We start from the raw sequence: 13862 nt of genomic DNA on the forward strand, positions 1-13862 counted from the left end.
ACAAGGAGAGCGTCGTGGATCTCGATTCCGAACGCGACACCGAGCCACCAGACGTGGCACCAGTGAGCCGATGGCGCCAGCTCAACCTGACCTTCTCGGACTGGCAGACCGCTGAGGATTACGCCGCAGCACGGCTCGCCCCCGAGCTCACCGCTGCGGAAGACCACCGGGCGATCACCGCCTTCTGGTTCATTCGTAAGAGCGAGACGTGGCGGCTACGGCTTCTGCCCGGCGACCGGCTCGCCCAGTTCTACGCCCTCCTCGCCGCCATCATCGACGACGACCGCATCCGCGGTGTCACCGAGCCCGTCTACCGGCCCGAGGCGTACGCCTTCGGCGGGGACCAGGCCATGACGATCGCCCACACCCTCTTCCACACCGACAGCCGCCACATCCTCGGCCATCTCGCCACCGCCGGCGGCACCCATCGGCGCGAGCTCGGCGTCCTGCTCGCCACCCGGCTCATGCGCGCCGCCGGACTGGAGTTCTCCGAGCAGGGCGACGTCTGGCGGCTTCTCGCCTCCCGCCGGCACCAGCCGAACGCCCCCACACCGAGCCCACGGCTCATCGCGGCGGTGCAGCGCCTGATCACCGCAGCCGACGACACTGCCGCAAGCCCACTGGCCGTCACCCCGCAATGGCCGAAAGCCCACGAGCAGGCAGGCGCGAACCTCGGGTTCCTCGACCGGCACGGCACGCTGACCCGCGACCTACGCGAGGTACTGACCCACCACCTCCTGTTCCTGTTCAACCGGCTCGGCATCTCCGCCGTTGACACCTGGCTAATCGCGACGGCGGCAGTGACCGTCACCTTCCACCACCAGTTCGACACCCCATCCGGCTATAAACCCGCTGCCAAGATCGGAAGTAGGGTCAACGCAGTGAACACTTCCCCCACCGCACCGGGACCGTCGAGCGCCGCGACGCTGCGCGAACAACTCGCCAGCACGCTCGAACAGCGCGGCCACATCCGATCCGCCGCCGTCGCGCACGCATTCCGTGCGGTCCCCCGCGAGCAGTTCCTCCCCGGCGTCGACCTGGAAACCGTCTACACCCGCCGCCACATCGTCACCAAACGAGACCCCAGCGGTGCCGCGTTGTCGTCCGCGTCGAGCCCCAGCCTCGTCGCGGACATGCTCGAACAACTCGCCCCACAACCCGGCCACCGCGTCCTGGAGATCGGCGCGGCCACCGGCATCAACGCCGCCCTACTCGCCGAACTGACCAGCCCCGGCGGCACAGTCGTCACCATCGAACTCGACCAGGACCTCGCCGACGGCGCCCGCGCCGGCCTCGACCGCGCCGGCTACGACACCGTGAAGGTGATCTGCGGCGACGGAGCCCTCGGCGACCCCGACCACGCGCCCTACGACCGGATCATCGTCGCCGCCGGAGCCTGGGACATCTCCGCCGCCTGGTGGGAACAACTCGCCGACCACGGCCGCATCGTCGTACCCCTGCGCGTACACGAAAGCGGCCTGACCCGATGCTTCGCCTTCGACCGCACCAGCCCTCACCAGCTCGTCAGCACCACGACGCCGCTGGTCTGCGGATTCGTACCCATGCGCGGCAGCACCGAACACACCGACCACCACGTACGCCTCGACACCGACGTCGTCCTCAAACTCGACGCCACCGACCAACCCGACCGCGTCGCCCTCGCCGACGCCCTCAGTCACCCCCGTCTCGAACGCTGGACCGGCATCCAGATCAGCGACGCGGACCCCATCGGCCACCTCGACCTGTGGCTCCTCGTGCACGCCAGCAGGCCGTTCGGCCGCCTCGGCGTCGGTGATACCGCCCGCACCAGCGGACTGGTCACCCCCGCCTACCGATGGGCCGGTGCCGCCATCTACCACGGCGGCACCATCGCCTACCTCGCCTTCCAAGAAACCGGCGACGGCCACCACGAACTCGGCGCAATCGCCCACGGCCCGGATGCCACCACACTCGCTACCGAGCTGACCAACCTGCTCGACCAATGGGACGAGGCGAACCGCCCCAACCAGCCCACCGTCACCGCCCACCGCGCAGGAACCCGGCCCGCCGACCACGGCGACATCAGCCGATCCGACACCACCCTCACGATCTCCTTCTGACCGCATCCAGGCCGGGGCGGTGTCCTGTCCCGCCCCGGTGGACGAGCTCAGCTGAGCCGTCACGTACGACCTGAACGCACCTCGTTGCCCACATGCGGCCCTTCCGCAGCGGATGAGGACACCATGACTCCGTCTCGTGCAGCCACCATCGCGGCCCGCTTCCCTCTCGTCGCCCGCAAACGACCGCCCGCCAAACCACTGGACGCTCGGGTCGACCGGCTCGTCAGGCTCGCCGAAACCGCACACTGCGAGAGCGACCCGGACAAGGCGTCCATGGTATTCAACGGGGCGGCCCTCGTCGCCTCCGACTGTGGAGACCCCAACCTTGCCCGCGCCTGGTGCATACGCCACGCAAGCCTCTACCTCAACCAAGCCCCGCTGAACGGCTACGCGGCCCGCTTCGCTCTCGAACCAGTCGTCAACCTCGCTCGCCTGCGCATTCGTGAAGGCGACGGCGACGGTGCGTACCGCCTACTCACCGATCTGTACGCGGCCATCGTCGGCGGCACTCCCGCTCATCTGGACGACCTGGAAATACATCCTCGACAACTTCCCGCCGATCCCGAAGAACTCAATCAGATCATCAGTTGGCTGCGCGGCACCCTGCTCTCCGACGGAACCCGCGCCCTCACCCTCGCCGGACGGTGGGACGAAGCCGTAACCCATGTGCGCCGATACGACGGGATCGGACCGACCCTCCTCGATGGACGGCAAGTCGCGATCGTCGCCCATCTCCTGCAAGACGAGTGGCCGTCAGCAGCGGCTCTCCTCGCGGCCACCAAGATCGAACCGCCGTGGGAGCAAGCGGTGCATGGGCTCCTCAAGACCTGGCAGGAGTTGGCCGTGGGGACGGTCGCCGTCGACCACGCTGAGCTCATCGATCGAGTGTCAGCCGTACCGAGAGCTCCTGGGCTCGCAGTGTTTCGCGTTCGCCTCGGACTGACGGCCCTGGACCTCTCGGTGGGCTTGCCAATCGATGTCGTAGACAGCCTGACCCAACAGCTGGTGGCAGATGTGATCCACGACGAGGACGCCAACGCTGCACGCGACCTCATCAACCACCCGGCTGTCACGGCCGAACGCCAAGGGACGCTACGCCCGTTGATAAAGGCGAGCGGGTTAGACCAGGGCTGCCTGCCGGCTACGGCGATTGATCCACTTTCCGTAGCGCTCGACCTGGCCGGCTCCGTAATAGCTAGACGACGTGATCGAGATCGGGGAGCAGGACCACGTGCGCGGACGCAGTGATCTGACTCCACCCGTCACCCGTGTCGGTGACCAGGTCTGGATGCACGGCCATGGGCCGTCGAACGGGGATGGTCTGGCGCTACGGGTAGACGGCACGCCGCTTGGCCCAAGCCCTCGTCCGGCACTCGTGCGGATACGCGCATTGGGCGTTACACCATCGTCGGGGCCGTGGTGAGCACGACCTATCTGGCCAGCGTGGCACTGGAAGAGGTCGAACGAGCCCAGGCAGAACTTGAACGCCACCTGACGGTCCGACCATCCGGAGAGTGTGTGACGTGCGGTGAGGTTGAGCCGTGCTCCGGACGCCAATTGGCCGGCACCACGATCATCAAGTATGGGCGTCTGCCACGCCGTCGACCGGGTGCTTCAGGAGTACGCCGCACCGCGTCAGCCACGGTGGGTGCTGCCCCGACTTCATGGTTCGCGTCGGCGACCGACGGCGACGGTCACGAGCTGACCGGGACGGGATCCGAGGCATAGGCGCGCACGGGCATCCCGCAGTTCGGCCGCTGGAAGTGCGCCGAGCAGGGGACGTTCTCGGGGGGTGGGTCGGCCGAGTTCGGTGGCCACGACAGACGCCGCCAGGCGGGAGACTGCCGGTGACAGATGTGCGGGTAGAAGGGATATTTCTTATCAGTCGGTTCCGGTCCATCGGCCCTCCTTACCCCCGTTGACGTGCTTGTACGACGTACTGAAGGGGGCGTTCTCACCCGGCTGTTCGTGGTCGTTTCGTTCCTCATTGGATCACTCGTTAGACCTCTCGTTAGAACCCTCACCCCTGAACAGCACGTGTCTCGCGGCCAATCGGCTCGACCGATGCAAGCTCAGCGGGCGCCGAGGATTCGGGCTTGGGCTTACCGCTGGTCACCTCTCCATGGGACGAGCGCGCTGCGATGGGGACGGTCGGACAGGGTGAGTAGGCGGCGGGGACGAAAGCCGTCCGGCGCGGACGGCGGACGGGGACGGCGGGGTCGCACTGGTTGGTGCGGACGGCCTCGCAGTACGAGGCGCGGAGAAGAGGTCGCCGATCGCCCGGGACGGCGGACGGGGTTGGCGGACGGGTCGTGTCGGCGCACCGCACCACCTGGCGATCTCGTCCACGGCCCGAGGCGCTCAGCCAGGTCGCACGTTCGAGCAAAAGGTGATCTTGTTCAAGTGGGTGAAGATTCTGTGCAATCTTTCACTGATCACATCGGCGTTCCACACCGCTCCCGTGCCGCCTGAAGCCGGCACCTCACGAGCCTGACCTGTGTGTTCAACCCGTTGAGGATCTTGTTCAACCGGGCGTCGGCGGCGATGCCGAGTTGCTCGCGGTTTCCAATCCGAGGCCCGAATTTGTAATCCCTTAGTGTCAGCGCTTGTCGGCGGACGTGGCCCACACGCCCATGCCGAAGCCCAGCTCCACCACCCCCGGAGGCCGGCCCCAGCCGGCAACGGCCGGTTTACTCCTTCCCCCTATCCATGCCCCCCGCACCCCCGATCCGGGAGTACCGGACGGGCACGGACCGTCCGCCCCGGAGGCGGACGACGGCAGACATCGCGGGGTGTCGACCCCGCCCGGTGGCGAGTCTTCGGCTCGCGGTGAGTGGAAGTCGGCAGAGGGCACGATTGCCCGCGGTGATGCGCCGGAGGTGCGGTTCGACGTCACCGTGCTCGATGGTGAGGCCGGTCGGCGGCTGGCCGTGCTGCAAGCCGAGGTGATCCTCGACGTGCTGACCTGGCTTCACGACCAGCAGCACCACGCCGAGCCCGCCTGACCGGTCGCCCTCCGGGCCACTCGGTGTGCCGTGTCCGGTGTTGCCCTCGGGGCGGTCTTGATCCCTTCACGGAGTTGAGCGGTGATCGACGTCCACGGGTCGACCGGCAGCACCGGCGGTCGGCCCATGGCCTGACCAGACACCAACTGACCGCAGGAGGCACGCGCGTCATGTACGCCACCGTCACCCGCGACGACACCGGGCACATCGTCGTCTACGGCCCCCACGTCACACCGGCCATCGCGCCGAACGATGGGGCAGTCACCGCCGCTATCTGCCCACCGGGGGCCGTTGACCCCACTACCGGCACCCTGGCCGAGGCATGAACATCCACCGCACGACAGTGCTCCCGCGTGTGGCGTTCTACGGCCGGACCGCCGAGGCCAGCGACCTCGCCACGGCGGCCCTCGTGCTCGGCGGTCAGTACCAGCAGTGCGTCTCGGTGCTGCCCGACGGCGCGATCACGGCGGTGTTCTCCGACCTGGGCAACCGGCCCGACTACTGGCGGCTACCCGCCACCCTTTTTCTCGACCACGAGCGGGAGATCAGCCGTGACGGTAGTCTGGATGACCTGCTCACCGAGGCGGTCCGGCCAGAACGCCGGTTCGACTTCGTGATCAGCACCGACGTCCACCGCCTGTCCTGCAACACGTTGACAAGGACCGCGCTGCTACGTGCGTTCGCGGTCGCCGGCATCGAGTTCCTCCACGCCCCCGAGATCCGTGACGGTGACCGGCTGCCGGTCATGCCCTGGCGACTGCGCAGCGTCGACTACATCGAGGTGCTGACCCAACTCATCCGCGATGGAGGCCACCGGTGACGAGCACCCTGCCCGACTGGCTCCGCCCACCCGCCACCGCTGCCCCGAAGCGGACGATACGGGTCGCGTTTCTCGGGCGTACCTCGACCGAGGAGCAGCAGGACCCCACGCTGTCGATCCCCCGGCAGTTGACCAACTCCGAGCGGGCTCTGCTGCCCAACATGGTCATCGTGGCGTGGTTCTGGGACGTGGAATCCTCCCGTAAGGAGCTCAGCCAGCGTGGCCGGGGCACCGCGTGGCAAAAGTTCGACATCGCCGTGCAACGAGACGGCGGCCTCGCCGACATGCTCGACGAGGCCACCTCACCCGATCGCCGCTTCGATGTCGTCATCTGCGAGTCGATCGACCGCATCGCCCGCTGGACCCACCAGGGCACCAAAATCGAACACGATCTCGAACTCGCCGGGGTGCCTCTGCTGGCCGCCGACGAGCCGGTCATGCAGTCGAACAGCCGCAAACGCGCCGCCCAGATCCTCCTGCGCCGCACCAAGCAGGGCGTGGCCGAGTGGTACATGATCGAAATGCTGGAGAAGTCGTGGGACGGCTTCGAGGAACACACCACCCAGGGCTGGAACGTCGGCAAGCCTCCATACGGCTACCTCGCCGAGAAGCACAAACACCCGGTCCCCGCCAAGCGGGCGGAAGGCAAGCACAAGACCAAGCTAAAGATCGACCCCGACCGGGGGCCGGTGGTCGAGCAGATCTACGCCTGGCGCATCGACGAGAAGCTGTCCTACCGGGCCATCGCCGAACGGCTCAACACCGACCTCGACCGCTACCCGCCCCCACAACCCGTCGACCCCGCCCGCGCGGTCGGACGATGGACCGGCTCGGCCGTCCGCGAGATCCTCGTCAACCCCAAGTACACCGGCCACATGGTCTGGAACCGGCGCTCGACCAAAGACAAACTGCACCCCGGCAAGGTCAACCCCCGCGAGCAGTGGATCGTCTCCGCCCAGCCCACCCACCCGGGCATCGTGCCGATCGAGACGTTCCTCGCCGCACAGAACGTGAGCCGATCCCGAGAACGATCACGTGCCGACGCCCACCACGGAACCCCCAACCGGCACCGACAGACCAAACGGGTCTACGCGCTGCGCTCCTACGTCTGGTGCGCCCCGTGCCAGCGACGCATGTTCGGCCGCACCGTCACCGGATACACCTACTACTCCTGCCAACCCCGAGAGAGGACCATCCCCGAAGGACACCCGAGCATGATCTCGGTGACCGAAGACGTCCTACTCGACTTCGCCGACCGGTTCTTCAACACCTACGTCCTTGGCCCCGACCGGGTACGACTCGCCGAACGCAGCCTCGACATCACCGCCCAACAGGCAGCCGACGAACAACGGCGACAAATCGCGGTACTGCGGCGGACCCTGGACGACATCACCACCCGCCGCCGACGCCTCCTACGGGTCATCGAGGAGAACGACGACCCCGACGGCACCGTCTTCGCCGAAATCTCCGAACGCCGAGCCCATCTCGACCGTGACCGCGAGATCAAGACCGCCGAACTCGCCCACCTCGAAGAAGCCATGCCGGCTGACCCCGGCAGCGCCGACATCCTCGCCGCCCTTCCCGAGATGGAAGTCAAACTCAGCCTGCTACCCACGGACCGTCTCCGTCGCCTCCTGGACGCCTTCGCCGTTCAGATCCACCACGACGTCCGCACCAACCAGGTCGTGTTCCGAGCCACCGTCAGCCAACACGCCGCCCCACACCTGGCCCGCCTAACCCGCGCCACGGCAGACGGCCCCCGCCCCGCCACCCACCACCACACCAGCACAAACGACGCCGCCCCCGCCGACGACGGGGGCAGCGACCATTTGCAGTTCTGTGACATGCCCCGCCGGGGGCACCTCGAAGATCAGCAAAACTCCATCTGACCAGCGGATACGTCACCGCGTCGATCGGTCGACCTGTGCAGCCGGATGCCACCCTGGGCCGCCGTTTGCAGCCGTCCGTGCAGAGTACGTGCAATGATCTTGAGCCCTTCTGAGGTTCCCCGAACAGTGGACAGGTCTTCAAGCAGCATTCGCTGTGCCTGTCAGGGACTGCTCGTACCGGATTGGTGACAACATCCCGAGTGTCGTGTGGCGGCGCTCATGGTGGTAACCGCCAGGCCCAGGTGTCAACCGCAGCAGCAGGTTCAGTCCGGGTGGCGTACGTGTGACGGTAGTAGTCCTCGTGCTCGAACGTCGACCAGAACGACCCGGCCGGGCTGTTGTCCCAGCAGATCCGGGCCTCGCCCCGTGGAACGCCGCAGCTCGTGCCGGGCACACGCCCGCACGGTCAGCGACCCGGTGAACTCACCCCCACGATCGGAACGCAGCACCGTCCCGGCCTTCGGTCGCCCGGCATGTCACCGCCGCGTCCACGGCTGCGGCGACCATCCCGGCGCTGATCCGGCTCGCCGACGGTGAATGGCCGGTCGGCCCAGCACTGCCCGGGATCAGCGAGATGCAGGAGGAGTACAACGTCGCGGGGCTGAACACCATCCGTCAGGCCCAGCGTGTGCTGGTCGATGACGGGCTGCTCGAACCGGTTCAGGGGCGAGGCACCTTCGTTGTCGCGTTGCCCAGTCCGCGAGATCCGGCCACCCTCAAGCAGGCACTCGGTGACCTGCGCGCCGCCCTCGCGCATGCCCAGGTCGCACCCGACCGCGTCATGAAGCACCTGACCTGACCGACCGACAAGCGCGAGGCGGCCCCGAAGCCGACCAAAGCCCCAGGCCCGCCTCGCCGCACTCCCCTGAAGGGGCACCACCATCGTGACGGATTCCGTGGAATCCTCCGCGGCCTCACCGTCGGCAACCACCGCACTGATACGCCCCGAGGAGGTGCGGCTGGACGGTGTGGTGACGCATCCGGCCAACCACGGGGAGTGTGGCGAAAACCCAACTTCGCAGTCCCTACCCAGCCCGGTCACGGGCTCCTGCGCGGCACTCGGCTCGGTCGTCATCGTGGCGTATCTCCTCACGATCGATATCCGCCGTTGTTTGTGCAGTCCCGTCACCGCCGCTGATCTTCCGGGAGTGTCAAGGCGTCTCTGGGCTGTCTAAGATCGGTGAGGGTGCGGTCAGTGGTGCTCGAGGTCGGCGGCTCGCTTGGGCAGCAGTGGCACGGCAGCGAGGCAGAGCAGGCACAGGCCGAGCACGGTGACCAGGCTGGTGATCATCGCGTGGGCCTGGCCGCCGCCGAGGGTGTGGAAGTAGACGGTGGTGACGACGGCCGAGCCGACGCCGGCGGCGAGCTGCTGTACGGCGCTGAGCGAGCCGCTGGCGGCGCCGGCTTCGTCGTGATCGATGTCGCCGAGGGCGGTGTCGAAGATCGAGCCGAAGCAGATGCCGGCACCGATGCCGATGACGAGGGTGATCGAAGCGAGGAGCCAGCCGTTGGTGTGCAGTCCGTAGTGGTTGACGGCGGCGAGGAACAGACCGGCGCCCAGGGCGGTGACGAGCAGGCCGGCGAGCACGAGGACGCGGCCGAGTTTGGCGATCAGTGCCATGCAGGTGCCGGAGCCGATGATGATGCCGATCGTCAGCGGGAGCAGGCTCAGCGAGGTGTGGGTGGGTGTGTAGTGCAGGCCGTACTGGAAGAACAGGGAGATCACGTACGTCAGGCCGTTGAACGCGGCGAATACCAGCAGGCCGAGGACCAGGCCGGAGGCGAAACCGCGGTTGCGCAGCAGACTCGGCTTGATCAGCGGGCTGGCCGAGGTGCGCTGACGGTGTGTGAAAGCGGTGAACAGCACGAGCGCGGCGGCGATGCAGCTGACCGGGACGATGGTCCAGCCCGCACTGGAGCCCTCGATCAGCCCGTAGAGCAGGGTGAGCATGGTGCCGCTCAGCAGCGCGGCGGCGGTCCAGTCGATGCGGGTCGTAGGGTCGGGAGCGACGTGAGGCAGGGTCTTGACGGCTAGCAGCAGCCCGAGGCCGCCGACGAGGACGTTGATCAGGAAGACCGGACGCCAGCCGAGGCCGAACAGGTTCGCGTCGATGAGGAAGCCGGCCAGGATCGGGCCGCCCACGCCGAAGATGGCCAGCATCGGGCCGAACGCGCCGAACGCCTTGGTGAGGGTTTCGCGGGGGAAGGTCCGGGTCATGATGGCCATGCCCTGCGGGATCAGCAACGCACCGAAGGCGCCTTGGATGAGTCGGGCGGTGACCAGGACTGCCGGGCCGGGCGCAAGTCCGGCGAGCGCCGAGGCGGCGACGAAGCCGGTCATGCCGATCAGGAAGGTGCGGCGCTGGCCGAACCGGTCACCGATCCGCCCGCCGAGCACCAGCAGAGAGCCCAGAGCGAGAGCGTAGGAGGCGCCTAGCCATTTGACCAGCGCTTCGCCCCCGCCGATGTCGCGCACGATGCTGGGGGCCGCGACGTTGGTGATGGTGGCGTCGATCAGGTCGAGCGCGTCGGCGATGAGGATGACGATCAGGGTCAACCAGATGGCCTTGGTCGACATCGTGGAACCAGCCGCGGGAGCACCGGTGGGTGCGGTGGTTGAGGTCATGCCTTCACTGTGACGAACGCGTTCGTTACGAGCAAGGAACATGACGAACATGTTCGTCATTTCACAGGCCGCTCGAATCGCGAACGTGTTCGCTACGATCTCGTTATGAGTCCTCGCCGTGTTCCCGTCAGTCGCCGCGACCGCCCCGCCAAGCCGGCGTTGAGCCGCGAAGGCGTGGTGGCGGTCGCGTTGCGCATCATGCGGGAGGAGGGGCTGGAGCGGCTGACGATGCGGCGGCTCGCCGCGGAACTCGACACCGGCCCCGCGTCCTTGTACGTCTACGTACGCAACACCGCCGAGCTGCACGGGGCGATGCTCGACGACCTGGTCGCCGGGCTGGACCTGGACGGCTCGCCGCGGCCGGGCGACTGGCGGGAGCAGTTGATCGGCGTGCTGTCCTCCTACACCGAGCTGCTGTTCGCCCAGCCCAGCCTGGCCCGGTCGGCGCTGACGCTACGCCCGTCCGGTCCCCACTACCTCCGCCTGCTCGACACGATCGTCGGGCTACTCCTCGCCGGCGGCCTACCGGCCAGGCAGGCCGCATGGGGCGTCGACCTCCTCCTGCAGCACGCCACCGCGACCGCCGCCGAACAGAGCGGCCGCGCCGAGTCCGCCGAGTCCGACGGCGAGCAAGAAGACCTCGTTCTCGCGGTGGCCGAGGCGCAAGCGGACACCTACCCACACCTGGTCCGCGTCCGGGAGGAGATCTTCTCCGGCACCGGCCAGCAGCGCCTGCGGTGGGCGTTCTCCACGATCATCGACGGGCTACCCACCACCTGACCTCGCCCTTTCCCCCTGGGTCAGCTCCCCTGGTCAGGCCCGGCGGGAAACGAGCCATTCGGCTCCCCGGGCCGCCCGTAGCTCCCAGCGAAAAGAACGACGCCAAGAAGGCATCGTCACCGCACTCAACCACCAACTCACCGGCCGCAAACGGGGCATCATCACCGGCACCCTCGCCCCTGCTCCTCGCCGTCATCGTCACCGCCGCCAGCGCCGACGTGAGCCACCCATGTTGTACCTTCCGCGGATGGTGAAGTCGTGGCGGGTGGTCGGGGCCGGGGTGTGGGCGGTCGCGATCAGTGTGACGGCGCAGTGGCTTGCGTGGCAGGCCGGACAGGACACGGTCAAGACGGCCGGGGAGCAGCCCGGCGGCGGGACCGCGGTCGCGTACGGTGCGCTCGGCGCGGTGCTGGCCGCGATGCCGTCCGTGCTGCTCGCGGTCCGCGGACGGGACGCGGTGGCCCGGGTCTGGGTGTGGGCCGCAGCGGGTGGTCTGCTGCTCGGCACGGCCCGGTTCGTGCCGATTCCCGAGCACGAGCTCTATCTGTCGGTCCTCGCCGTGCTGGCCGCGCTGGGCGTGCTCATCGCGCGGAACCGCCGGCCGGCCGAGCACCGGACCGTTCCGGCCGGGATCGTCGCCGGGGTGGGGCTGCTGCTGCCCTGGCTGTGGGTGGGCGCGCTCGGCGGACCCGTCGAGACGGCGCTTGCGGTGATCGCGGCGGGCGCGGTCGGGTGGCTGGCCGCGGCGGTGCTCGCCCCGGCGTACCCCGGGAACGGCTTGGTTCTCGGTGTCGGTCTGGTTCTGATCGCCGCCGGTGTTGGTCAGCCAGGTTCGAACCTGGCGGTGCTCGCGCTGGCACCGGCCGGGTTCGCGGTCGCCCGGATGCGGGGCCGGGTGGCGGTCGGGGTGCTGGCCGGGTTCGGCGTGCTCGGGCCGCTGGCGTTCGTCGGTCCGGAGGAGGTCACCGTGATGCTGACCGGCCGGGACGTGCCGATCTGGACCGCGATCGCCGGGGTGGGGACGGCCGCGATCGCGGTCACCGCTGGCGTGCTCTTCCGCTTCATGATTCCCGGGCGAGGGTACGCGGCAGCGCTGCTGCTGGTCGGCATGGTGGTGTACGTCGGCGCCGGGCAGCCGGGGTTCCACGGCGACCGGCTGTTCGTGATCCTCGCCGACCAGGCCAACCTGTCCGATATCGATACTTCGCGGATCGGCCCGTCCGGCCGGGACGCGCGGGCCAGCGAGGTGCACGACCGGCTGGTGAGGCAGGCCGAACGTACCCAGGCCGGTCTACGCCACGATCTGGACCGTCTCGGGATCGACTACACCCGATATTATCTGATCAATGCGCTGGAGGTGGACGCTGGTCCGTGGCTGCGGCCCTGGCTGGAACGTCGAGCCGATGTCGGCCGGGTGCTGCTCAGCCCGCACCTGCGGCCCCTGCCCCTGCCGGTCGACACCGACGGCGGCCCGGCCGACCCGGTGCCCGGCGACGGCTGGAACATCACGGCGATCGGGGCTGACCGGGTCTGGTCCGAGATGGGGGTCCGGGGCGCCGGAGTGGTCATCGGCGCCTCCGACAGCGGGGTGGACGGCACCCATCCGGCGCTGTCCGCGAACTTTCGGGGCGGCGGTGACTCCTGGCTGGATCCGTGGAACGGCACCCGGGCACCGGTCGATCACAGCGGCCACGGCACCCACACGCTCGGCTCGGCGGTAGGTGGCGGCATCGGGGTGGCGCCGGACGCCCAGTGGGTCGGTTGCGTGAACATGGACCGCAACCTGAGCAGCCCGGCCCGCTACCTGGACTGCCTGCAGTTCATGATGGCGCCGTTCCCGGTCGGCGGCGACCCGGTCGCGGACGGGCGGCCTGGCCGTGGTCCGCAGGTACTGACCAACTCGTGGAACTGCCCGGCGGTCGAAGGTTGCGACCTCGCCACGTTCGTCCCAGCCACCGCCGCGTTCGCTGTCGCCGGGACGTTCGTGGTCGCCTCGGCCGGCAACGGCGGGCCCGGCTGCGCGACGGTGGATCTACCGCCGGGACCGTACCCGGACGTGGTCACCGTCGGCGCGACCGACCACGTGGGTGCGGTGGCGGCGTTTTCCAGCCGGGGGCCCGGTGCCAAGCCGGACCTGGTCGCACCGGGCGCCCGGATCCGTTCGGCGTTGCCAGGCGGCGGGTACGGCGAGATGTCGGGAACGTCGATGGCGGCACCGCAGGTGGCGGGGGTGGTGGCGCTGATGTGGTCGGCGGCCCCGGCGCTGATCGGCGACCTGCCCCGGACCCGGGCGCTGCTGAACTCCACGGCGACGCCTGTGACCGGGCCTGCGACCGACTGTGGTGCGGCCGGTGCCGGCCTGGTGAACGCCCCGGCGGCGGTCCGCGCCGCCTTGGGGCTGGGCCCCGAGGTGCCACCCGGCTGAGGTTGCCGGGTGACGGGAGGAAGGAGACGGACGGCGTTGCCATTACTGGCGGCTGGCCGTACGCACGGCCCGCTCGACTCGGGCGATCAAGCGGCTGTTGATGGCGGCGCGGCCTGTTGGCGGGCCACGGTGGTGATGCTCATGCGTCAGGCTGGCCGTTGACCTTCGCCTACGTCGATGGATGCGCCGGCACCGTACCGCGACGGTGCCCGGCTTCG

Annotated in this window: 10 protein-coding genes; 9 read left to right on the top strand and 1 reads right to left on the bottom strand. The window is 68.8% G+C overall.

Going from position 1 to position 13862, the window contains the following annotated elements:
• Positions 1-14 precede the first annotated feature (14 nt).
• The 7 genes from fxlM to Q2K16_RS24655 all read left to right on the top strand — a co-directional run bounded on the left by fxlM (position 15) and on the right by Q2K16_RS24655 (position 8612).
• Positions 15-2099 carry a methyltransferase, FxLD system gene (gene fxlM / locus Q2K16_RS24625; protein ID WP_302740523.1) on the top strand — a complete coding sequence of 695 codons (2085 nt, stop codon included), beginning with the start codon at positions 15-17 and terminating at the stop codon, positions 2097-2099.
• A 123-nt stretch (positions 2100-2222) separates the two neighbouring features.
• Positions 2223-3347: a hypothetical protein gene (locus Q2K16_RS24630; protein ID WP_302740524.1), complete on the top strand. Its 1125-nt coding sequence runs from the start codon at positions 2223-2225 to the stop codon at positions 3345-3347.
• A gap of 1544 nt (positions 3348-4891) precedes the next feature.
• A complete protein-coding gene (locus tag Q2K16_RS24635) occupies positions 4892-5104 on the top strand; it encodes a hypothetical protein (RefSeq protein ID WP_302740526.1) in 213 nt (70 codons plus the stop codon).
• Positions 5105-5274: 170 nt separating this feature from the next.
• Positions 5275-5430 carry a hypothetical protein gene (locus tag Q2K16_RS24640; protein ID WP_302740528.1) on the top strand — a complete coding sequence of 52 codons (156 nt, stop codon included), beginning with the start codon at positions 5275-5277 and terminating at the stop codon, positions 5428-5430.
• Entirely contained in the window at positions 5427-5924 is a 498-nt protein-coding gene (locus Q2K16_RS24645; RefSeq protein WP_302740530.1) for a hypothetical protein, read from the top strand. The genes Q2K16_RS24640 and Q2K16_RS24645 overlap by 4 nt, the downstream gene beginning before the upstream one ends.
• Positions 5921-7813 (top strand): recombinase family protein, encoded by a 1893-nt coding sequence (locus tag Q2K16_RS24650; protein ID WP_302740531.1) that lies wholly within the window; start codon positions 5921-5923, stop codon positions 7811-7813. Before Q2K16_RS24645 ends, Q2K16_RS24650 begins: the two co-directional genes overlap by 4 nt.
• Before the next feature lie 517 nt (positions 7814-8330).
• Entirely contained in the window at positions 8331-8612 is a 282-nt protein-coding gene (locus Q2K16_RS24655; RefSeq protein WP_302746594.1) for a GntR family transcriptional regulator, read from the top strand.
• A gap of 393 nt (positions 8613-9005) precedes the next feature.
• Here the strand turns inward: Q2K16_RS24655 and Q2K16_RS24660 are convergent, their stop codons facing one another.
• Positions 9006-10490: an MFS transporter gene (locus Q2K16_RS24660; RefSeq protein ID WP_302740533.1), complete on the bottom strand. Its 1485-nt coding sequence runs from the start codon at positions 10488-10490 to the stop codon at positions 9006-9008.
• A 54-nt stretch (positions 10491-10544) separates the two neighbouring features.
• Between Q2K16_RS24660 and Q2K16_RS24665 the strand changes: the two genes are divergently transcribed.
• Complete coding sequence (locus Q2K16_RS24665; RefSeq protein WP_302740535.1) at positions 10545-11219, top strand: TetR/AcrR family transcriptional regulator; 675 nt, start codon at positions 10545-10547, stop codon at positions 11217-11219.
• 247 nt (positions 11220-11466) lie between these two features.
• Positions 11467-13644, top strand: coding sequence for a S8 family serine peptidase (locus Q2K16_RS24670; protein WP_302740537.1), 2178 nt, complete (start codon positions 11467-11469; stop codon positions 13642-13644).
• The last annotated feature ends 218 nt before the right edge of the window (positions 13645-13862 follow it).

Origin of the sequence: Micromonospora cynarisoli (genome assembly GCF_030518815.1) — a bacterium.
GTDB lineage: Bacteria > Actinomycetota > Actinomycetes > Mycobacteriales > Micromonosporaceae > Micromonospora > Micromonospora wenchangensis.

Coding starts and splice junctions, on each gene's coding strand:
- Q2K16_RS24630 (WP_302740524.1), top strand. CDS start 2,223: ATGACTCCGTCTCGTGCAGCCACCATCGCGGCCCGCTTCCCTCTCGTC.
- Q2K16_RS24670 (WP_302740537.1), top strand. CDS start 11,467: ATGGTGAAGTCGTGGCGGGTGGTCGGGGCCGGGGTGTGGGCGGTCGCG.
- Q2K16_RS24645 (WP_302740530.1), top strand. CDS start 5,427: ATGAACATCCACCGCACGACAGTGCTCCCGCGTGTGGCGTTCTACGGC.
- Q2K16_RS24640 (WP_302740528.1), top strand. CDS start 5,275: ATGTACGCCACCGTCACCCGCGACGACACCGGGCACATCGTCGTCTAC.
- Q2K16_RS24660 (WP_302740533.1), bottom strand. CDS start 10,490: ATGTTCGTCATGTTCCTTGCTCGTAACGAACGCGTTCGTCACAGTGAA.
- Q2K16_RS24665 (WP_302740535.1), top strand. CDS start 10,545: ATGAGTCCTCGCCGTGTTCCCGTCAGTCGCCGCGACCGCCCCGCCAAG.